This window comes from Aeromicrobium fastidiosum (assembly GCF_017876595.1).
Taxonomy (GTDB): Bacteria; Actinomycetota; Actinomycetes; order Propionibacteriales; family Nocardioidaceae; genus Aeromicrobium; species Aeromicrobium fastidiosum.
On the sequence record NZ_JAGIOG010000001.1, the window covers coordinates 860,302 to 880,170 of the forward strand.

Here is a 19,869-nt window from a genome sequence, read left to right on the forward strand (position 1 = left end):
CCGGCCTCCGGCGAGTTCCGCGAGTGGCGCAGTTTCGCGATTCTGGGACGGCGTGTCGCGCGAGACTGCGCCGCTCGGGGACGGGTTTGCGCCACTCGGCGACCCTCGGGGACGGGGCGCCCCCACCCGACTGGCTGGTTCAGGCGACCGGACGGGCCCCGCGCACCGAGACGCAACCCGCCGCGGCCTGTGCGCCGGCCCGCAACGACGCATCGGCGTCCCGGGCCGGCACCCAGCGGCTGAGGAAGCCCGCGGCGAACGCGTCGCCGGCCCCGACCGTGTCGACGACGTCCGCCGGAGCCGCAGCGACCGACGCTCCCGCGAACGAGGCACCCTGCGCTCCGCGAGTGAGCACGACGCCGTCACGGTCGAGCCGCAGGAAGCCCTGCTCGTCGTCGTTCGGGAAGACCAGGTCGGCATCCGCCAGCCACTCGACGACGGCCTCGCGTCCCGCCGCCTCGACGAAGCCCAGCGAGCTCGGGTCGATGCTGACGCCGGCACCGCGACGTCGCGCCTCGACGACGAGCTCGAGCGCCAGCGGACGCACCCCGTCGTCGAAGAACGAGTAGCCGGTCAGGTGCAGCCACGCCACGTCGTCCCACACGTCGTCGGGGACGTGCTGGGCCGACAAGGTCGTGTTGGCCGCACGGTCGACGTACATCGTGCGGTCGGCATCGTCATCCAAGGTCAGGACGATCGTGGCGGTCGGCAGGTCGGGGTCGCCCGTGATCCGCGCGTCCACGCCATACGCCACGAGCGCGGACGTGTGACGCGCGACCGCGTCGGCCCCGCAGCGTCCGACGAAGCGCACGTCGGCACCCAGGTGTCCCAGCCAGGCGGCGACGTTGGCGGCCGAACCGCCCGCCGTCATCCGGATCTCCGAGACGGTGTCGCTGGCCGCGTTGACCGCCCCGAGCGGACGCACGCCGATGTCGTCAACCAGGTCGCCGACGACGAGGATCGTCATCGCGCCGACCACGACAGGGCGATCTCGCCCGCCACCCGGATGTTGTTCTCGGCGATCTTGAGGTTCACCGCGAGGCTCTCGCCGCCGGTCAGCTCGACGATCGTGAGCAGCAGGAACGGCGTGACCTCCTTGCCCGTCAGGCCCTGCTCGTCGGCCATCCGCAACGCGTCCGTGAGCGCCCGGTCGTGCACCGCAGGATCGAGCTGCTCGGCCACGGGCAGCGGGTTGGCGACGAGGATGCCGGCCTGCTGGCCGAGGGCGTCGCGGGCGGTCATGACGTCGGCGACCGCGGCGGCGTCCGGCACGGTCCAGTCGAGCTCGAAGCCGGAGTCGGTCAGCCAGAAGCTCGGGAACCGGTCGGTGCCGTAGCCGAGCACCGGGACGCTCAGGGTCTCGAGGCGCTCGAGCGTCGCGGGGATGTCGAGGATCGACTTCACCCCGGCCGACACCACCGTGATCGGCACCTGCGACAGGATCGTCAGGTCAGCCGACTCGTCGAACGTCTCGGACGCGCCGCGGTGGACGCCGCCGAGCCCGCCGGTCGCGAACACGCGGATGCCGGCGAGGTTCGCGATGAACGACGTCGCGGCGACGGTCGTGGCCCCGCTGCCGCCGCGGGCGATCGCGATGGGCAGGTCGCGCACGCTCAGCTTGGGGATGTCCTCGCCGGCGACCCGCACCAGCTCGTCGTCGGTGAGACCCGCCTTGAGCACGCCGTCGAGCACCGCGATCGTCGCCGGGACGACGCCCGCGCCGGTCAGGATCGACTCGAAGCGGCGGGCGGCGTGCAGGTTGTCGGGGCGCGGCAGGCCGTGCGAGATGATCGTCGACTCGAGCGCGACAACGGGCCGTCCCTCGTCGAGCGCGGACTGCACGGCGGGCGAGATGCTGAGGGGAAGAGTCACCCCAGAAGCCTACGAGTCGAGTGGTGCATTCCGGGTCTCGAGTGGTGCGGACTGGTCGGACACGCCGTCCCAGAACGTCCACTCCCCAGCACTCGGCGAAAGGGGGCGGGGTTCAGATCTCGGTGCGGTGGAAGTTGGCGTGGGAGCGGGACGCCGTGGGGCCGCGCTGGCCCTGGTAGCGCGAGCCGTACTTCTCCGAGCCGTACGGGTTGTCGGCCGCGGACGACAGCCGGAAGTAGCAGACCTGCCCGATCTTCATGCCCGGGTAGAGCTTGATCGGCAGGGTCGCGACGTTCGCCAGCTCGAGCGTCACGTGCCCCGAGAAGCCGGGGTCGATGAAGCCGGCGGTCGAGTGCGTCAGGAGCCCCAGGCGTCCGAGCGACGACTTGCCCTCGAGACGTGCGGCGATGTCGTCGGGCAGGGACACGAGCTCGTACGTCGAGCCGAGCACGAACTCGCCGGGGTGCAGGATGAACTCCTCGCCCGACGCGACCTCGATCTCGCGCGTCAGGTCGGACTGGTCGGCCGCGGGGTCGATGTGCGGGTACTTGTGGTTGTCGAAGACCCGGAAGAACTTGTCGAGCCGGACGTCGATGCTGGACGGCTGGATCATGCCGGGGTCGAAGGGGTCGAGGCCGACCCGTCCGGCCTCGATCTCGGCCAGGATGTCTCGGTCTGAGAGGAGCACGAGTCGAAACTAACGCATCCGGTGACGCACGTGGCTACCGTGATGCCATGGGCCGGCTCATCTACTCCTGCAACGTCTCGCTCGACGGCTACGCGACCGACGCCGAGGGAAGCTTCGACTGGTCGCAGCCCGACGAGCAGGTGCACGCCTACATCGCCGACGTCATCCGTCCGATGGGCACGCACCTGTACGGCCGGCGCATGTACGAGGTCATGTCGTTCTGGGAGACCGTCGACGATCCCGACCCGTTCATGGTCGACTTCGCACAGCTGTGGCAGGCGGCCGACAAGGTCGTCTACTCCCGGACGCTCGCCGAGACGTCCACCGCCCGCTCCCGCATCGAGCGCGACTTCGACGTCGACGCGGTGCGGGCGCTCGTCGCGGCGTCCGACACCGACGTGCTGATCGGCGGGCCCGAGCTGGCGGGACAGGCCATCGCGGCCGGGCTGGTCGACGAGATCCACACCTTCGCCCACCCCATCCTGGTCGGAGGGGGCGCGCGGTGGCTGCCCGACGGCGTCCGCGTCGATCTCGAGCTCGTCGACCAGCACCGGTTCGGCCAGATCGTGCACCTGCACCACCACGTCCGGTGACCGAGCGCGTGACCGATCTCGTCATCCGCGAGGACGACCTCACGGGCCCCGAGGTCGTCGCCCTGCTCGAGCAGCACCTGACCGACATGCACAGCCACACCCCGGCCGAGAGCGTCCACGCCCTCGACGTCGCCAGCCTGCGCGGTGACGGCGTGACGTTCTGGAGCGCATGGTCGGACGACACCCTCGCGGGCTGCGGCGCGCTCAAGCAGCTCGACCCGACCCACGCCGAGATCAAGTCGATGCGCACTGCGGACGCCTTCCGTGGCCGCGGGGTCGCGAGCCTCGTGCTGGCGCACCTGCTCGACGTCGCCCGGGCGCGCGGCTACCGGCGGGTCAGCCTCGAGACGGGCAGCAACCCGCCGTTCGTCCCTGCCCGCAGTCTCTACGAGCGCCACGGGTTCACGTACGTCGAGCCGTTCGGCGACTACGAAGCCGATCCGTGGAGCGTCTTCATGTCGCTCGAGCTGGTCTGACGACGACGCCACAGCGCGGCACCGACGGCGTACGCGACGAGCACGAGGGACAGCACGATCCAGCTCAGCACGTACGGCTTGCCGAGGATCGTGTCGTTGCCGGGCTTGCCGCCCTGCCCGCTCAGCACCGGCAGGAACGCGATCGTGAGGGTGCCCCACACCAGGAAGGCCGTGGCCGACGAGCTGCGGAAGTGTGCCGGGAGCACCCTGGCCGCGCCGTAGCCCAGCAGCACGACCACGGGGGCCAGCACCGCGTCGTGCAGCACGACCCCGCCAGCCAGCCAGAAGGCCTCGGACGTCAGCTGCTCGCGGGTGAAGTCGCGCATCAGCCACAGACCCCAGAGACCGGCGCCGACACCGACGAGCACCAGCAGCGCGCGCACGGCCCTCATGCGTCCACCTCGATGCGGTTGATCCACTTGGTCTGGAAGACCCCGGGACGGTTGGGTGCGATGAGGCGGGCCGGGTAGCCGTGGTCGATGTCGAGCGTCCCACCGTTGAGCTCGAGCGCCAGCAGGGTGCGTCCGTCGTCGACGACGTTGCCGACGACGCGCGACGACCCGAACGCGCCCTTCGTCTGCAACGAGCGCACGACGACGTCCGAGCGGGCGTCGGCCCCGACGAGCGCGAGCAGGTCGCGCACCGGCACGCCCGTCCAGGTGGCGTTGCGGCTCCAGCCCTCGACGCACGCGATGGGCAGGCGATGAGTGCTCTGCGGCATCGCGAGCAGTTCGTCACGGGTCAGCGAGACCGTCCGGTCACCAGCGGTGATCTCGAGCCGCCAGGCGGGGTCGACCGCGGTCTTGTCGGCACCGGCACCGGCCGCGGTGCGGTTGACCGGCAGGTCCTGGGGCCCGTCGCCGGGGCGCACCGAGAACGCCGACAGGTGCCGCAGCCACGGGACGGTCTGCCCCGCGGTGAGGACGACGGCGAGCCCCGATGCCAGGAACGCACCGCGCATGACCGTGCGGCGGGTGGGCGCGGCGGGGTCGTCCGCGTGATCGGGGTGCTCGATCGGGGCACCCAGCGCCTGACGGATGACCGGCAGCTTGACCCCGATGTGCACCAGCAGCGAGCCGATCGCGACCCACGCGACGGCCTCGTGCGTGCGCCGGAAGCTGAACTCCCACGGGTACCAGCCGATGATGTTGAGCGTCCCGCTCGCGAGCATGAAGAACGTCGCGCCCATGAGCGCCGCGATCGAGACCCGCTCGAGACCCTCGACGATCAGTGCGCGACCGCCCCGCGGGGGCCGGATGAACAGGCGCGGGAAGACCGACCACAGCTTGACCAGCAGCAACGGGATCGCCGCGGTGCCCGAGACGATGTGCAGCCCCTGGGTCCACCGGTAGAGCTGGGTGGGGTTCGGGCTCAGGGACAGCCAGCCCGGGGTGCTGTACTGCAGGTGGCTCCACATGCCGGTCAGGAAGCAGATCGCGAAGCAGATGCCGAGAGCCGTCCCGACGCGGGCGGTCAGCTCGGTGCCTCGCGCGCGGCTCTCGAAGTCGTCCGGGCGCGGTATCCGTCGCTCGATGTCAGCGACGGTGGGCAGTCTCACGTGCGGTTCCGGACCATGGTGGCAGTGTGACGCCCTCCGGCGGTCTGTGTCGAGACCACGCGCATGCCTGCGGAGGCCGCGACGTCCGCGATGGCGTCGAGACCCACGACGGCCCAGTCGAACGGCACCGAGAGACGTCCGTCGACCCGCAGCCGGCGACGCTCCCTCACCAGGCCGGCACCGTGATCGGCGACCTCGGCGATGACCTGCCCACCCGGCACCAGCACCTCGCCCACCCGGGCGAGGAGACGCACGGGGTCGCCGCCGATGCCCAGGTTGCCATCGGCCAGGAGGGCGAACGACCAGCGTCCCTCGCCGGGGATCGTCGCGTAGACGTCGCGCAGCAGCGCCAGGGCGCCCCGGTCGCGGGTCTGGCGCACCGCCTCCTTCGACACGTCGATGCCCATCGCGAAGACGTGCCGGGCCGCCAGAGCGCCCACGAGGCGACCCGGACCGCAGCCGATGTCGATCGTCTCGGCGTCGCAGGGGTCGATGAACAGCTCGCGGTCGACCCAGTCGGGCTCGGACGACCACATCGCGACGTCGAACGGCTCGACGCCACCCCCGTCGTCGACGACGTGGGTGGTCTTGCCCGTGAAGGCCGCGTCGTAGGCGCTGACCGGGTCGAAGGCGAGGCTCATGGTGTCGACTCCTCGGCGTCTGTCCCTGCCGCGCCGAGTGCCGCGGCCCGGTGGAGGCTCACCGCATCGGCCAGGCGCGAGATGGGGACGTCCGCGGCGATCGCGACGGCGTCGTCCCAGGTGTCCATGTCGGGCAGGGTGCGCAGCGTGATGACCTCGCCGCCGAGCGCCTCGACGGTCTTGGCACCCGTCTCGTCGGTCGACATCGGCACGTCGACCAGGCGCTGCGCGAGGGCCGGATCGGGCAGTCCCAGCAGCCACCAGCCGCCATCGGTCGCGGGCCCGACGACGATGCTGCCGAGCTCGACCATGCGGCCGGCGTCGAGGTAGTCGGCGACCAGCAGCTGCGGGGTGTCCATGCCGACCTGCACGATGCCGTCGGTGGCTCCGGCGTCGGCGTGGGCGTTGGCGAGACGTTCGGCCAAGCCCTCGCCGCGCTGGGGGACGACCTCGAGCGGCTCGAGCGCGGCCCGGATCTCGTCAGCGCGGGCGGCACGGTCGAGGTCGCCGGTCATGGCGACGACGACGGGCCAGCCGACGGCGGTCGCCGTGGCCAGCGTGTCGAGCAGCGCCGCCGCGGCGAGGTCGGCCGCGACGTCGTCGCCGACAGTCGAGGCGATGCGGGTCTTGGCCAGGCCCGGGACAGGGGCCTTGGCGACGACGAGGACGGTGGGGGCGGTCATCGCATGACCTTGGCGAAGTCGTGGGCGACGCGGGCCGTGCCCTTGAACGAGCCGGACACCTTCGACTTGGTGCCCGCGGCCCGGCGGTCGTACGACACGTCGATCTCGCTGACGGTCCAGCCCGCGCTGGCAGCCTTGAGCATGAGCTCGAGCGGGTAGCCGAACCGGCGGTCCTGCACGTCGAGCGCCAGCAGGTCGGCGCGGCGACACACCCGCATGGGGGCGAGGTCGTGGATGCCGAACGCGCTGCGGTGGCGGATCGTCGCGGCGAGCAGCTTGGTGCCGGCGCGCGCGTGCCAGGGCCACACTCCGCGGGAGACGGGGCGACGGCGGCCGACGGCCATCGTCGCGGTGCCTTCGCGCACGAGGTCCAGCATCGGCACGAGCTCGTCCAGACGCATCGACGCGTCGCCGTCGATCACCGCGACGAACTCGGCCGTCGCCGCGAGCATCCCGGCGTGCACCGCGGCCCCGTAGCCGGGACGGTCCTCGGTGACGACCGTGGCACCGAGCGACCGGGCAACGTCGGCCGTGTCGTCGGTCGAGCCGTTGTCGACCACGATGACGTGCCACCCCTCGGGGACGTGCGCGAGCACGGTCGGGAGGGCGAGCGCCTCGTCCCGGCACGGGATCACGACATCACAGGTGCTCATGGTCATGATTCGAACCTAGGGGGCGTGGCGCTTGGTCGCATGCCGTGACGCGCCTCTTGGCCCGGCCGCCTCGGCAGGAGCCACCTAGGCTGGGCGGCGTGACCCGCCTCCTGACGCGCCCTCGTGCGGCCGCCCTGTCGGCGAGTGCCGGCCTGCTGCTGGTCATCGCATCGATGGTGGTCCCGCTGTGGCTCGACGACGACGTCCGGGTGCACTTCCCTCCGCTGCACGCCGACTGGGACCCCCGCTTCGGCGTGCTGACCCTGCCGGCCATCGCGATCGGGCTGCTCTTCGTGCTCGTCCTGCCGGGCCTCGCGCGGACGCTGCCGTGGCGGGCGCTCCTCGCGACGGCGTTCGCGACGACCTGGGTCTGGATCGTGGCCGTGGCGATGACCGAGGGCACCGAAGGCCTGGCCCGGACGTTCGAGCGCCGCCAGGAGTACGTGTACGACGCCCAGAGCGTCGGGTCGATCCACACGATGCTGCAGACGTTCATCGACCGCATCCCGTACGACGCCCCCGACAACTGGTACGTCCACGTGGCCGGTCATCCCCCCGGCGCGCTGCTCTACTTCGTGGGCGTCGACCGGCTCGGCATCACCGACCCGTTCTGGATCGGCGTCGTGTGCGTGACGATCGCCAGCACCGCGATCGTCGCCGTCATGATCACGCTGCGCACCCTCGGCACCGAGAAGATCGCCCGCTCAGCGATGCCGTGGATCGTCCTGGCCCCCACCGCGGTGTGGATGGGCGTCAACGGCGACGCGGTGTTCACGGCCGTCGCGGCCTGGGGTCTGGCGTTGCTGGCCGTCGCGGCCAAGAACCGTCGCGCGCTGCCGGCCGTCGGCGCCGGACTGCTGCTGGGCTACTGCGTCTACCTGTCGTACGGGCTGACGCTGCTGGGCGTCCTGGCGGTCGCGGTGCTGCTCGTCGCCCGCACGTGGCGTCCCCTCCCCTGGGCGCTCGGCGGCGCGCTCGTCGTTGCGGCGGCGTTCACCCTCGGCGGCTTCGCGTGGTGGGAGGCCTACCCCGTGCTGCGCGAGCGCTACTACGACGGCATCGCGTCGGAGCGCGCGTTCTCGTACTGGGTCTGGGGCAACATCGCGGCCTGGACGTTCACGGCAGGGCTCGCGGTGTGGGCCGCGTTCCCCGTGGGCGTGCGGGCTCTGCGGGAACGCAACGTGCTGGCTCAGCTCGCCGCGGCGGCCCTCCTGACGATCGTCGTGGCCGACCTGTCGGGGATGAGCAAGGCCGAGGTCGAGCGCATCTGGCTGCCGTTCACGATCTGGATCGTCGCGCTGCCGTCCCTGCTGCCGACCCGGTGGCACAAGCCCCTGCTCGCGTCGCAGGTCGTGCTGGCCCTCCTGGCCCAGCAGCTGCTCCTCACCCGCTGGTGAACCCTCGGCTCGGCTCCGAGATGTGTGACGAATTGCCCCGGTTGCAGCCCCGGAGCGGTGCAGAACGTCACACATCGCGGGGGTTCGGTGGGGTCAGCGGGTGCGGAGGGGGTCGGTGGCCAGGGCGGCGAGACCCTCCTGCGGGGTGATCTCGGCCGCGAAGCCCAGACCCGTCTTCGCCGCTTCCGGTGATGCCACGACGTGGCGGACGTCGAAGGCCCGGTAGTCGCCGGTCAGCACCGGCTCCTTGCCGCCCGCCGCCGCCGAGAGGGTCGACGCCATCTCGCCGATCGTGAACGTCGTCCCCGAGGCGATGTTGTACGGCGTCACGCCCGAGGGGTGCGACGCGACCTGCTCGACGGCCAGGACGTTCGCGCGCGCGATGTCGTGCACGTGCACGAAGTCGCGCACCTGCTGCCCGTCCTCGAAGACGCGGGGTGCCTCGCCGCGCGCGATCGCGGACCGGAAGATCGCCGCGACCCCGGCGTAGGGGGTGTCGGCGGGCATGCCGGGCCCGTAGACGTTGTGATACCTCAGCGCGATCGCCCGTGAGCCCTCGAGCGTGCACCAGGCCGACGAGTAGTGCTCCTGCGCGATCTTCGACGCGGCATAGCTCGTGCGTGGGATGAACGGGGTGTCCTCGGCGATGCGCCGCCACGTGATGTCGCCGCCGCACACGGGGCAGCGGGGGTCGTAGCGCCCGGACGCGAGATCGTCCTCGCGGCGCACTGCCGGGGGCACGTCACCGTGCTCGGGGCACGTGTAGCGGCCGTCGCCGTAGACGACCATCGACGAGGCGAGCACGAGGTCGGCGACCCCGACGCGGGCCATCGCCGCCAGCAGCCGGGCCGTGCCGGCGTCGTTGTGCTCGGCGTAGTCGGGCAGATCCTGCGCGTCGACCCCGTTGCCGACCATCGCGGCCTGGTGGCACACGACGTCGACGCCCTCGAGGACGTCGTCGAGCCGGGCGGACCTCAGGTCGAGCTGCGCGAACCCGGGCGGACGCTCTCCGGGGCCGTGCGCCTTGTCGAGGAACATGTCGAGCGCCACGACGTCGTGGCCGCGCTCACGGGCGATGCGGGCGATGTGGGTGCCGATGAAGCCGGCGGCTCCGGTCAGGAGGATCTTCACGGCAGCTCGACCGGCAGGTCCATGCCGTCGACGGCGTGCGGGCACGCGCAGTCGCGGTCGGCGCCGAGGCCCGCGACGACGCCGGCCAGCACGCCCTTGAGCGTGTCGGTGTGCGCCGCGAAGACCTCGAAGACGGCATCCATGCTGACCGCGGACGCCTCGTCGACCCCCGCGTCGTGATCGGTCACCAGCGCGACCGTGGCGTAGCAGAGCGCCAGCTCGCGGGCGAGGACCGCCTCGGGGTGGCCGGTCATGTTGACGACGGCCCAGTCCTGCGCGGCGTACCACTTTGACTCCGCGCGGGTCGAGAACCGCGGACCCTCGATGACGACCATCGCGCCGCCGTCGACGGGGTCGCGGTCGGTGAGTCCGTCGAGCAGGTGGCCGCGCAGCCGCGAGCAGTAGGGATCGGCGAACGACACATGGCACGCGCCGGAGTCGAAGTAGGTCTGGTGACGGCCGCTCGTGCGGTCGACGAGCTGGTCGGGCACCACGAACGTGCCGGGTCCGTGCTCGACCTGCAGGCCGCCGACCGCGCACGGTGCCAGCACCTGCCGGACGCCGAGGCTGCGCAGCGCCCACATGTTGGCCCGGTACGGAACCATGTGCGCCGGGAAGTCGTGGTGAGCGCCGTGACGGGGCAGGAAGGCCACCGAGCGTCCCTCGACGGTGCCGATCGAGATGGGTGCCGACGGCTTGCCGTACGGGGTGTCGACCTCGACCTGCTGCGGGTCGTCGAGGAACGTGTAGAAGCCGGATCCGCCGATGACGGCGACGTCGGGACGGGCGTGGTCGGTCATCCCACGAGCATGGCAGGGGCCGCCCGCGCCCGCGAACCAAGCCGCCGGGCCCGACCGATCTTTCGACATTCCGGTCGTCCCAGCGACCGAGATGTCGACAGATCAGTCCACCGTTCGACCGATCTTTCGACGTTCCTGCGGCCCCGACACCGTCAACGCCGAAAGATCGGTACTCCCGGGCTGGCTAGACTCTCCCTGACGTCCGAGGACGTCGCGCCGATGTAGCTCAGTGGTAGAGCGCTTGCTTCCCAAGCAAGATATGCGGGTTCGATTCCCGTCATCGGCTCCGAGCGCAGCGAGGCGACGAGGACGGGAATCGAGTGGGCCCCTCCCCGCGGGCCCCCATCGCGGCGAAGCCGCCGTCCAGGGCCCGCCCGCCAAGGGATCCCGTCATCGGCTCTCACGGGCGAAGCCCGTCCATCCCGATGACGGGAATCGAGTGGGCCCCGCAGCGCACCGGCCCACCGCGGCGAAGCCGCCCGACAGTGCCCGCCCGCCACGGGATCCCGTCATCGGCCCACGCGGTCGCGTGAAGCGCGATCCACACCCCACCCCACCCCCACGCGAGCCTCGCCGGAACTGTCCGGGCGTCCACCTACGATGGCTCTCATGCCGCTCGTCGCCCAAGAACCCCCGCGACTGAGCACCATCCGAAGCACCTCCGCAGCACCCCGGGTCGCCGAGTTCTTCGCCGGCATCGGCCTGGCGCGCCTGGGTCTCGAGCAGGCCGGAGCCGAGGTCGTGTGGGCCAACGACCTCGACCCCAACAAGACCTTGCTCTACACGTCCCGGTTCGGCGGCGACCACTACGTCGAGCGCGACATCGCCACGATCACGGGTGCCGACGTGCCCGACATCGACCTCGCCTGGTCGAGCTTCCCGTGCACCGACCTGTCGCTGGCCGGCAACCGTCGCGGCCTCGCCGGGTCGTCGTCGGCGACGTTCTGGGAGTTCACCCGCATCCTCGAGGAGATGGGCGATCGCAGGCCTGCCGTCGTCGCGCTCGAGAACGTCACAGGGTTCGCGACGTCCCACGGCGGCGACGACATGGCGTCGGCCGTCGCCGAGCTCAACCGGCTCGGCTACTCCGTCGACGTCGTGACGCTCGACGCGCGCCGCTTCGTGCCGCAGTCGCGCCCGCGGCTGTTCCTCGTCGGAGCCCTCGACGCCCCCGACGACGTGCACGACCCCGGCAGCGAGCTGCGTCCCGACTGGCTGCAGACCGTGTTCGGCGATCCCGCCCTGACGACCCACCGCGCGGCCCTTCCGGCACCGCCCGCACCGCTCACGTCCGGACTCGGCGAGGTCGTCGAGCGGTCATCGACGCTGTGGTGGGACGCCGACCGCACCCGGTCGTTCCTCGACTCCCTGTCACCGCTGCAGACCGAACGGGTCGAGCTGCTGCGCCGCGGGCGCACCGTGTCGTACCGCACCGCGTACCGCCGCACCCGCAAGGGCGTCGCGATCTGGGAGGTGCGCCCCGACGACATCGCCGGCTGCCTGCGCACGGCGCGCGGGGGCTCGTCCAAGCAGGCCGTCGTGCGGGCCGGACGCGGCCAGGTGCAGGTGCGGTGGATGACCGGACGCGAGTACGCGCGCCTGATGGGAGCCGGCGACTACGACCTCAGCGCGGCCCGCACCTCCCAGGCACTGTTCGGCTTCGGCGACGCCGTGTGCGTCCCGGCGGTCGGGTGGCTGTCCGAGCACTACCTGCTGCCGCTGGTCCGCGGTGCCATGCGCGCGCAGTCGCCTGCGCTCGAGCTGGTGCATGGCTAGCACCGGTCGCGCGTCGGCCAACCGTCCGACGGCCAAACCGGCCAAGAAGTCGCTGCCGGCGCAGGACGTCCGCGACTTCCGCACGATGCTGACCCACGCCCTCGACCACGAGGTCGACGGCAGGGGACGCGTCCGCGAGTCGCAGTGGGGCGTCTACGCGTTCTACGACTACGACGGCGAGCCGATCTACGTCGGCCAGACCAAGGAGGGCCTCGGCGTCCGCGTCAACCGGCACCTCACCAACCAGCGCACCGACGCCGTCGCGATGCGCATCCTCGACACCTTCGAGGTGGCCGAGCTCGAGCTGTGGCCGCTGTGGAACCTCGCCGACGACCTCGGCGACCGAGTCGCTGCCCAGACCCGGCTCGACGCGACCGAGTACACCGCCTACCTGGCCGCGATCGAGGCGAGCCGCTTCGGCGCAATCCTCAACGAGAAGATCCCGCCGGTCAGCACACCCGTCGAGCTGCCCGAGTCGTACCGCTTCGGGCTGATCTCCGACGCCACACGGGTGGAGCGCGGTCACCCCGACATCCGCATCGCCCGGAGGGCCGAGACGATCTCGCGGCTCGCTGCCGTGGCCCGCGAACGTGGCGAGGTCAGCGAGGGTCTGCGGCGGGTGCTCGTCATCCAGGCCGTCCGCCTCGCGCACCTGTCGGCGGTCCGGCTGGCGCACGCCGAGGGCCGTCCACGGCCGAGCGCCGATGCGATCTCCGTCGAGGGTCTCGTCGGCTCCGTCCTGTGGGACGACGAGGACGACGGCGACGATCGCGACGACGTCGACACCCTCTTCTGAGAATTATTCTCACTGCCATTCCGGTCTGCCATCGCAGCAGATTGCGCTCCGTCGAACGGGCCACGCAGACGACCCGACCCATCCACGCCCCCCGTCCGTGGCGAAGTACAGGTGCAAGCCCCCCACCGACTTCACCAACACGACAACCCCAAGGATGTGGATCACATGAGCACCATTCGCTCGTACAAGAAGACCTTCGCCGGCATCGCACTCGTCGCCGTCGCCGCCCTGCCGCTCGCCGCCTGCTCGTCGTCCGACTCGGCCGGCGCATCGGCTTCGTCGTCCAGCTCGGACAGCAAGACGTCCATCGCCAAGCCCGTCGCTCGCATCAACGCCCTGTCGGGCGACGACACCGCGGTGGCCCTCGACTCCGGCTTCACCGACGCGCTCACCTCGCTCGGTCTGACCCCCGGCGTCGTCGGCGAGGGCAAGCTGACCGACGGCTCGCTCGTCTTCCCGATCACGGGCGGCAACGTCACGTACTTCAAGCCCGGCACGGCCAAGCCGTACGTCATCGGCCAGATCCAGCACGAGGGCTCGGGCTTCTCGCTCGAGGCCGGCGGCACCAAGGTCGAGATCACGAACCTCAACGTGGACCCGGGCATCTCCCGCGTCTACGGCGACGTGGCCGTCAACGGCAAGACCGTCGCCAGCTCGGCGTTCATCTTCCAGCTGCGTGGCGCGACCCTGAAGCCGCTGCAGGTCGAGGGTGACACCGCGATCCTCGAGGGCACCAAGGTGTTCGTGAGCCCCGTCGCCGCCAGCCTGCTGAACGACACGTTCAAGACCGACGCCGTCACCGACCAGCTCCTCGTCGGCGTCGCCAAGATCACCGTCAACACCACTCCGGCCAGCTGACGGTCCTCCAGACCTCCTTCCCGGTTGGGTGAGGAGAAACCACAGCGGACGCTCCCTCGGGGGCGTCCGCTGTGGTGTTGGCGGACGCCGGTCAGACGGCTTGGTGCAGGTCGGCGACCGAGCGCGCCTCGTCGCGCAGCGCCTGCACGACGAGGCGCACCGACGGCCGTTCGAAGCGGTCGGGCCGCAGCAGGGCGGCGATCTCGCGCTTGGCCCGGATGCCCACGAGTGGCCTCGTGACCAGGCCGTTGCCGTGCTCACGAGTCGTGAAGCGCGGCAGGATCGCGATGCCGTGACCGCCCGCCACCAACGCCTCGACGATGCCGTTGTCGGAGATGCGCTGCGCGATGCGCACGGGCTCGCCCGTCGCGGCCACGACCTGGCTCAGCACCCGGTCGAACGGGTACTCGTGCGGGACGCCGATCCACGTCTCCCCCACGACGTCGCGCGGCGACAGACTGGCCTTGCGGGCCAACGGGTGGCCCTCGGGCAGCGCCACGTCGAGCGGCTCGCTCATCAGCGGGACGACCTGCAGTCCGCGCTCGTGCCAGGACGCCGCCGTGGTCGGCGAGTCGGCGATGACGACGTCGTAGTCAGGGGTCAGGTCGGCGAAGTCGACGGTGACGCCGTCCTCGTCGGAGCAGATCAGCTCGACCTCGGGGGTGTCGGCCATCCGCGACAGCACACCGGGCAGCAGCATCTCGCCGCCCGTCGGGAAGGTCGCCACGCGCACCTGACCCGCGGGGCTCTCCATGTACTCGCGCCAACGCCCCTCGGCCCGTTCGATCGCGACCGCGATCTCGGTGGCCGTCTGGACGAGCGCGCGCCCCGCCGCCGTCAGAGCGACGCCGCGCCCCGAGGGTTCGACCAGACGGTATCCGGCCTCGCGCTCCAGCACCTTGAGCTGCTGGGAGACCGCGGACGGTGTGACCTTCATCGCGTCGGCGACGGCGCCGACGGTGCCGCGTTCGGCCAGTTCCCGCAGCAGTCCTAGGCGGTACACGTCCATGTAGTGATACTACATGTTGGGCATAGAAATGTTGGCTTGTCCTTGATGGTTGAAGGGTTCACGATGGAACCACGAGCCACCCCCGACTCGACTGACAGCCTTCAAGGAGGCCCACATGCTCATCCTCGGAATCCTCATCGGTGCGGTCGCCACCGTCGGCATCACCAAGTCGGCGCACCTCGTCGCAACCGACGGCCACGGCCGCGTCCCGACCCGCACCAACACGCACACGTTCGATCTGCGCTGACCTTCGCGCAACGCACACCCGAGACCCCCGCGGCATCGCTCCGGGGGTCTCGCCGCGTCCGGGCTCGGTAGCGTCGAGGTCATGACGACGACCGGCTTCGACCTCGACATGACCCTGATCGACTCCCGACCCGGCATCCGCGCGGTGTACGAGCAGCTGGTCGTCGAGTCCGGTGCCACGATCGACACCGAGCTCGTCGTCTCGCGGCTCGGACCTCCGGTCGAGTGGGAGCTGGCCCACTGGATGCCCGACAGCGAGGTCGGTCGCTGGGCCGATCGCTATCGCGAGCTCTACCCGACGATCGCCGTCGACCTCGTCGAGGCCCTGCCGGGTGCCCGCGCAGCAGTCGACGCCGCCCGCTCGCTCGGCCGCGTCGTCGTGGTGACCGCCAAGCACGGTCCCAACGCCGAGCTGCACCTCGACCGTCTGGGCATCGTCGTCGACGCGGTGCATGGCCGGGCCTGGCGCGAGGGCAAGGCGGACGTGCTGCTGGCGGAGGCAGCGGATGTCTACGTCGGCGATCACGTGCACGACATGGAGGCGGCCCGTCTGAGCCGCGCGACGGGCGTCGGGGTGTCCACGGGGCCGTGCAGCGCGGACGAGCTGCGTGGAGCCGGGGCCGCCCATGTCGTGTCGACGCTGGTCGACCTTCCGGCCTGGCTGGCCCAGCACCGCTGACCGCGGTGTGATTCGTCGAACATCGCAGATCAGCCGTTGGACTTGTCTTTGCCCCTCCGAGCAGCGGATACTTAAGTTACTTCCGAGTAGCAAGCTGCCGAGGGCAGCGCTTATCCCACGAAGGAATGCCGGCATGAGCCACTACAAGAGCAACCTGCGCGACGTCGAGTTCAACCTCTTCGAGCTGTTCGACCGTCAGAGCGTCCTCGGTACCGGTCCCTTCGAGGAGGTCGACGTCGACACCGCGAAGAGCATCCTGCGCGAGATCGACCGCATCTCCCGCGACGAGCTGGCCGCCTCGTTCGAGGACGCCGACCGCAACCCCCCGGTCTACGACCCGGCCGCCAAGACCGTCGTCATGAACGACGCCTTCCGCGCCTCCTACGACGCCTGGATGGGTGCCGAGTGGTGGCGCCTGGCCATCCCCGAGGAGCTCGGCGGCCAGGTCGCCCCTGCGTCCCTCGTGTGGAGCAGCGCCGAGTTCGTCCTCGGCTCCAACCCCGCCATCTGGATGTACGCCTGCGGCCCCGCCTTCGCGCGCATCGTCTTCGAGAACGGCATCGACCGCGACAAGAAGATCGCGCAGTTCATGGTCGACAAGCAGTGGGGCGCGACGATGGTGCTCACCGAGCCCGACGCCGGGTCTGACGTGGGTGCCGGACGCACCAAGGCGTTCCCCAACGAGGACGGCTCCTGGAACATCGAGGGCGTCAAGCGCTTCATCACCTCGGCCGAGCACGACCTGTCCGAGAACATCATGCACCTGGTGCTGGCCCGCCCCCAGGGCGTCGAGGGCGTCGGCGGGCCCGGCACCAAGGGACTCAGCCTGTTCCTCGTCCCGAAGTTCCACTTCGACCACGAGACCGGTGAGCTCACCGGCGAGCGCAACGGTGCCTACGTCACGAACGTCGAGAAGAAGATGGGCCTCAAGGTCTCCACGACCTGCGAGGTCACCTTCGGCGACGGCGAGCCCGCCCAGGGCTGGCTGCTCGGCGAGGTGCACGACGGCATCAACCAGATGTTCCGGGTCATCGAGAACGCCCGCATGTTCGTCGGCGCCAAGGCCATCGCGACGCTGTCGACCGGCTACCTGAACGCCCTCGACTACGCCAAGGAGCGCGTGCAGGGTGCCGACCTGACCCAGGCGTCCGACAAGACCGCGCCCCGCGTCACGATCACCCACCACCCCGACGTGCGGCGCTCGCTCATGACCCAGAAGGCCTTCGCCGAGGGCCTGCGCTCGCTCATGATCTACTGCTCCACCTGGCAGGACGACGTCATGATCAAGACCGCCGCCGGCGAGGACGCCTCGCTGTCGGAGGCCGTCAACGACCTCCTGCTGCCGCTGGTCAAGGGCTTCGGCTCGGAGCGCTCGTGGGTGCTGCTGGGCACCGAGTCGCTGCAGACGTTCGGCGGCTCGGGGTTCCTGCAGGACTACCCCATCGAGCAGTACGTCCGCGACGCCAAGATCGACACCCTCTACGAGGGCACCACGGCGATCCAGGGCCAGGACCTTTCTTCCGCAAGATCGTCAAGAACAAGGGTGCCGCGCTGGGCTACCTCGCCGGCGAGATCGAGGGCTTCGTCAAGAGCGAGGCCGGCAACGGTCGTCTCAAGGTCGAGCGCGAGCTGCTCGCCAAGGGACTCGAGGATGCCCAGGCGATCATCGGCGCGACGTTCACCGATCTCATGTCGGCCAACCCGGCCGATGAGAAGGGCGACATCAAGAACATCTACAAGGTCGGTCTGAACACGACCCGTCTCGTCTACGTCCTGGGTGATCTCACGATCGCGTGGCTGCTGCTGCGCGGTGCCGAGGTCGCGCTCCAGAAGCTCGGCACCGACGTGTCGGCGGCCGACAAGGCGTTCTACGAGGGCAAGGTCGCCGCGGCCTCGTTCTTCGCCCGCAACATCCTGCCGCTGATGGCCGGTGAGCGTGCCATCGCCGAGAACATCGACGCCTCGATCATGGAGCTCGACGAAGCCGCCTTCTGAGCCAGTCCTCGAGCGGGTCGACGACCGACGATGAGGGTTTCGGGCAGCGCGAACTGCCCGAAACCCTCATCGTTCGTCCGGCCGCCGGCCCAGGACGAGGGTTCGCGGTAGCCGGGACGACCTGAAACCCTCATCGTCCGTCCGGGCACCGGGCACCGGGCACCGGGCACGGGTCAGAGGTCGGTGACCGTGGCGTGGTCGCCGCCGTCGTACGGCTGACCCGTCACCTTCGACTTGACCAGGCTGATGATGCTCGACACGCGGCCACCGGGGTTGTCCCAGTACTCGGCCGTCTCGGCATCGACGTGGATCAGGATCGCGTTGGGGTCCTCGGGTCCCTCGGGGATCCAGGCCTCGGCGAAGGTGCTCCAGTACTCCTTGAGCTTCTCGAGGTCGTCGACGACCTCCGCACGTCCCGAGATCGAGACCCACGAGCTCTGGCTCGTGACGGTCACGTTGACCGTCGGGTTGGCGCGGATGTGCTCGACCTTGCGGGAGTCGCGCGTCGCGATGAACCAGAGGTCGACGTCGAGGTCGACGTCCTGGCGCGACATCGGACGGCTGACCAGCTGGCCGTCGGCGTCGGTGGTCGTCAGCATGACGAAGCGGGAGTCCTTCGTCAGCTCGACGAGCTTGGCGGTGTCTGTGTCGTGGTCATGGGTGGATTCAGTCATGACGGCTGCGTACCCGGCTGCCGCCTGCTCATCCGCGTCAGTCAGCCCTGATCGGGTACGCGCGCCGCATGACGCAGACACCCGAAGACGCGAGCACCTCCGACGGCCCCCAGATCGACGCCGAGCCGAAGCCCGACCCGGCGACCGACGCCCAGCAGGGCGTCAACGACCCGAACCCCGAGGACACCGGGTCGGACGAGCCGCTGACCTCGATGTGAGCGAACGACAGAGCCCCCGCAGCCAGCGTGGCTGCGAGGGCTCGGTCGTGGGTGCGTCAGTTGAAGAGCGCGCCCGTGAGCGTGTAGAAGCCGAACTCGCTGAAGCCGTAGAAGATGACGTACATCGCCAGCGCGCCACCGGCGAGGGCGACGTCCTTGTTGAAGGAGATCATCTCCATCTGCTTGGCCTGGGCGTCGGTCTCCTTCCAGAACGCGTGCATCGTGACCGCCATGATCAGCAGCAGGATCGCGATGCCCAGCGAGCCCGCGTCGCCGAAGATGCCGAACAGGATCGAGATGCCGCCGACCAGCAGCGCGACGCCGCTGACCTGGGCGAGGACCTTGCCGTTGGGCAGGCCCTTGGACGAGGCGTAGCCGCCCATCGCGTCGGCCTGCGTGAGGTGCCCGTAGGCCGACCCGAGCAGGAGGAAGACGAACAGGATGCGGCTGATGAGGAAGATGGCTTCCATGAAGGGCTCCAGATGCTGAGTAGATGCTGAGTGATTGAGACTTAAACCACGATCGTGGCGTCTTCTCCCCGGCCAGTCAAACTGCCGCGCCACACGGGCCGTGTGCGAAAGTTGCTGCGTGAGACTCACCAACCCGCTCTGGTATCTCGCGGCGCTCTTCCTCGCCCTCGGCAGCGCCATGGCCGGAACGGCCGTCGCCGCCAGCGCCTTCGGTCCCGTGCGCGACGCGACGGTCACACCCATCACCGAGCGCATCGACGCGAGCGGTGCGACCCTCGCTGTCTACACCGACCTCGTGCAGCCCGAGCGGGTCATCAGCTGCCGCGGACGCTACGGCGAGGCCGACAAGGGCCGCATCGTGATCCCCGACAAGGGCATCGACGTGACCGCGGCGGGCGACGGCACGACATGGCACCTGATCGGTCTGCTCGAACAGGGACGTGAGGGGCTGCGCGTCGTGTGCACGCCCGACGACGACCGCGTCGACAACGCGATCTACGGCTACGCGACCGTCACGGGCTACACCTCGGCGGTCAACAACGGCAAGGGCGTCGCGAGCATCGGGGTCGGCATCGCGGCCGCGCTGGCCGGGTGGATCTACTGGTGCCGCCGCAAGCAGCGACGCGAGAAGAAGCTCGGGCTGCTCGACGCCTGAG

The 19,869-nt window shown here is 70.4% G+C and carries 24 protein-coding genes, 1 tRNA gene and 1 pseudogene; 13 read left to right on the forward strand and 13 right to left on the reverse strand.

Features of this window, described 5'->3' with window-relative positions; genetic code table 11:
• Positions 1–139: 139 nt before the first annotated feature.
• The 3 genes from JOF40_RS04230 to dcd form a co-directional block, all read right to left on the reverse strand.
• On the reverse strand, positions 140–967 hold the full coding sequence (locus JOF40_RS04230) for a carbohydrate kinase family protein (protein WP_129180406.1): 828 nt from the start codon (positions 965–967) through the stop codon (positions 140–142).
• Positions 964–1,872, reverse strand: a complete 909-nt coding sequence (locus JOF40_RS04235) for a pseudouridine-5'-phosphate glycosidase (RefSeq protein WP_129180408.1) — start codon at positions 1,870–1,872, stop codon at positions 964–966. Before JOF40_RS04235 ends, JOF40_RS04230 begins: the two co-directional genes overlap by 4 nt.
• A 112-nt stretch (positions 1,873–1,984) precedes the next feature.
• Positions 1,985–2,560 (reverse strand): dCTP deaminase, encoded by a 576-nt coding sequence (gene dcd, locus JOF40_RS04240; protein ID WP_129180410.1) that lies wholly within the window; start codon positions 2,558–2,560, stop codon positions 1,985–1,987.
• 47 nt (positions 2,561–2,607) lie between these two features.
• On the opposite strand from dcd, the gene JOF40_RS04245 reads away from it, so the two are divergent.
• Complete coding sequence (locus JOF40_RS04245) at positions 2,608–3,153, forward strand: dihydrofolate reductase family protein (protein ID WP_129180412.1); 546 nt, start codon at positions 2,608–2,610, stop codon at positions 3,151–3,153.
• Positions 3,150–3,629, forward strand: coding sequence for a GNAT family N-acetyltransferase (locus JOF40_RS04250; protein WP_246152731.1), 480 nt, complete (start codon positions 3,150–3,152; stop codon positions 3,627–3,629). Before JOF40_RS04245 ends, JOF40_RS04250 begins: the two co-directional genes overlap by 4 nt.
• On the opposite strand, the gene JOF40_RS04255 is transcribed toward JOF40_RS04250, so the two are convergent.
• Genes JOF40_RS04255 through JOF40_RS04275 form a run of 5 tightly spaced genes read right to left on the reverse strand, consistent with a single transcriptional unit; the run spans position 3,581 to position 7,170 of the window.
• Positions 3,581–4,021 (reverse strand): hypothetical protein, encoded by a 441-nt coding sequence (locus JOF40_RS04255; RefSeq protein WP_129180414.1) that lies wholly within the window; start codon positions 4,019–4,021, stop codon positions 3,581–3,583. The two genes, JOF40_RS04250 and JOF40_RS04255, sit on opposite strands and share 49 nt — an antisense overlap.
• On the reverse strand, positions 4,018–5,187 hold the full coding sequence (locus JOF40_RS04260; protein ID WP_209674375.1) for a molybdopterin-dependent oxidoreductase: 1,170 nt from the start codon (positions 5,185–5,187) through the stop codon (positions 4,018–4,020). The genes JOF40_RS04255 and JOF40_RS04260 overlap by 4 nt, the downstream gene beginning before the upstream one ends.
• Positions 5,184–5,828 (reverse strand): methyltransferase domain-containing protein, encoded by a 645-nt coding sequence (locus JOF40_RS04265; protein WP_129180416.1) that lies wholly within the window; start codon positions 5,826–5,828, stop codon positions 5,184–5,186. The genes JOF40_RS04260 and JOF40_RS04265 overlap by 4 nt, the downstream gene beginning before the upstream one ends.
• The gene (locus tag JOF40_RS04270) at positions 5,825–6,511 is read right to left on the reverse strand and encodes a TIGR04282 family arsenosugar biosynthesis glycosyltransferase (protein ID WP_129180418.1); all 687 of its coding nucleotides are present in this window, start codon (positions 6,509–6,511) and stop codon (positions 5,825–5,827) included. Before JOF40_RS04270 ends, JOF40_RS04265 begins: the two co-directional genes overlap by 4 nt.
• Positions 6,508–7,170 carry a glycosyltransferase family 2 protein gene (locus JOF40_RS04275; protein WP_209674377.1) on the reverse strand — a complete coding sequence of 221 codons (663 nt, stop codon included), beginning with the start codon at positions 7,168–7,170 and terminating at the stop codon, positions 6,508–6,510. The genes JOF40_RS04270 and JOF40_RS04275 overlap by 4 nt, the downstream gene beginning before the upstream one ends.
• A gap of 92 nt (positions 7,171–7,262) precedes the next feature.
• Between JOF40_RS04275 and JOF40_RS04280 the strand changes: the two genes are divergently transcribed.
• Complete coding sequence (locus JOF40_RS04280) at positions 7,263–8,561, forward strand: hypothetical protein (protein ID WP_188111670.1); 1,299 nt, start codon at positions 7,263–7,265, stop codon at positions 8,559–8,561.
• 93 nt (positions 8,562–8,654) lie between these two features.
• Here JOF40_RS04280 and JOF40_RS04285 read toward each other — a convergent pair whose 3' ends face one another.
• Entirely contained in the window at positions 8,655–9,692 is a 1,038-nt protein-coding gene (locus tag JOF40_RS04285) for an NAD-dependent epimerase/dehydratase family protein (RefSeq protein ID WP_129180420.1), read from the reverse strand.
• A complete protein-coding gene (locus JOF40_RS04290; RefSeq protein WP_129180422.1) occupies positions 9,689–10,492 on the reverse strand; it encodes an S-methyl-5'-thioadenosine phosphorylase in 804 nt (267 codons plus the stop codon). Before JOF40_RS04290 ends, JOF40_RS04285 begins: the two co-directional genes overlap by 4 nt.
• A 215-nt stretch (positions 10,493–10,707) precedes the next feature.
• Here JOF40_RS04290 and JOF40_RS04295 point away from each other — a divergent pair.
• The 4 genes from JOF40_RS04295 to JOF40_RS04310 all read left to right on the forward strand — a co-directional run bounded on the left by JOF40_RS04295 (position 10,708) and on the right by JOF40_RS04310 (position 13,922).
• Positions 10,708–10,778, forward strand: a tRNA-Gly gene (locus tag JOF40_RS04295).
• 323 nt (positions 10,779–11,101) lie between these two features.
• Entirely contained in the window at positions 11,102–12,268 is a 1,167-nt protein-coding gene (locus tag JOF40_RS04300; protein ID WP_129180424.1) for a DNA cytosine methyltransferase, read from the forward strand.
• The gene (locus tag JOF40_RS04305; protein WP_129180426.1) at positions 12,261–13,064 is read left to right on the forward strand and encodes a GIY-YIG nuclease family protein; all 804 of its coding nucleotides are present in this window, start codon (positions 12,261–12,263) and stop codon (positions 13,062–13,064) included. The genes JOF40_RS04300 and JOF40_RS04305 overlap by 8 nt, the downstream gene beginning before the upstream one ends.
• Positions 13,065–13,229: 165 nt before the next feature.
• A complete protein-coding gene (locus JOF40_RS04310) occupies positions 13,230–13,922 on the forward strand; it encodes a hypothetical protein (RefSeq protein ID WP_129180427.1) in 693 nt (230 codons plus the stop codon).
• Between the two features lie 91 nt (positions 13,923–14,013).
• Here JOF40_RS04310 and JOF40_RS04315 read toward each other — a convergent pair whose 3' ends face one another.
• The gene (locus tag JOF40_RS04315; RefSeq protein WP_129180428.1) at positions 14,014–14,931 is read right to left on the reverse strand and encodes a LysR family transcriptional regulator; all 918 of its coding nucleotides are present in this window, start codon (positions 14,929–14,931) and stop codon (positions 14,014–14,016) included.
• Positions 14,932–15,046: 115 nt separating this feature from the next.
• Here JOF40_RS04315 and JOF40_RS19905 point away from each other — a divergent pair, with 115 nt between their 5' ends.
• The 4 genes and pseudogenes from JOF40_RS19905 (at position 15,047) to JOF40_RS20440 (ending at position 17,851) form a co-directional block, all read left to right on the forward strand.
• Positions 15,047–15,178, forward strand: coding sequence for a hypothetical protein (locus JOF40_RS19905; RefSeq protein ID WP_281064694.1), 132 nt, complete (start codon positions 15,047–15,049; stop codon positions 15,176–15,178).
• An 81-nt stretch (positions 15,179–15,259) separates the two neighbouring features.
• A complete protein-coding gene (locus JOF40_RS04320; RefSeq protein WP_129180429.1) occupies positions 15,260–15,856 on the forward strand; it encodes an HAD family hydrolase in 597 nt (198 codons plus the stop codon).
• A 616-nt stretch (positions 15,857–16,472) separates the two neighbouring features.
• A pseudogene (locus JOF40_RS20435) lies at positions 16,473–17,309 on the forward strand (acyl-CoA dehydrogenase family protein); the annotation flags it as partial.
• The gene (locus JOF40_RS20440; protein ID WP_425458178.1) at positions 17,231–17,851 is read left to right on the forward strand and encodes an acyl-CoA dehydrogenase C-terminal domain-containing protein; all 621 of its coding nucleotides are present in this window, start codon (positions 17,231–17,233) and stop codon (positions 17,849–17,851) included. The pseudogene JOF40_RS20435 and the gene JOF40_RS20440, both read left to right, overlap by 79 nt.
• Before the next feature lie 173 nt (positions 17,852–18,024).
• Here JOF40_RS20440 and JOF40_RS04330 read toward each other — a convergent pair whose 3' ends face one another.
• Positions 18,025–18,525, reverse strand: coding sequence for a pyridoxamine 5'-phosphate oxidase family protein (locus JOF40_RS04330; protein ID WP_129180430.1), 501 nt, complete (start codon positions 18,523–18,525; stop codon positions 18,025–18,027).
• Between the two features lie 68 nt (positions 18,526–18,593).
• Here JOF40_RS04330 and JOF40_RS04335 point away from each other — a divergent pair, with 68 nt between their 5' ends.
• Positions 18,594–18,743 carry a hypothetical protein gene (locus tag JOF40_RS04335; RefSeq protein ID WP_188111671.1) on the forward strand — a complete coding sequence of 50 codons (150 nt, stop codon included), beginning with the start codon at positions 18,594–18,596 and terminating at the stop codon, positions 18,741–18,743.
• 56 nt (positions 18,744–18,799) lie between these two features.
• Here JOF40_RS04335 and JOF40_RS04340 read toward each other — a convergent pair whose 3' ends face one another.
• Positions 18,800–19,213, reverse strand: coding sequence for a DoxX family protein (locus JOF40_RS04340; protein ID WP_129180431.1), 414 nt, complete (start codon positions 19,211–19,213; stop codon positions 18,800–18,802).
• Positions 19,214–19,331: 118 nt separating this feature from the next.
• On the opposite strand from JOF40_RS04340, the gene JOF40_RS04345 reads away from it, so the two are divergent.
• Entirely contained in the window at positions 19,332–19,868 is a 537-nt protein-coding gene (locus JOF40_RS04345) for a hypothetical protein (protein ID WP_129180432.1), read from the forward strand.
• The last annotated feature ends 1 nt before the right edge of the window (position 19,869 follow it).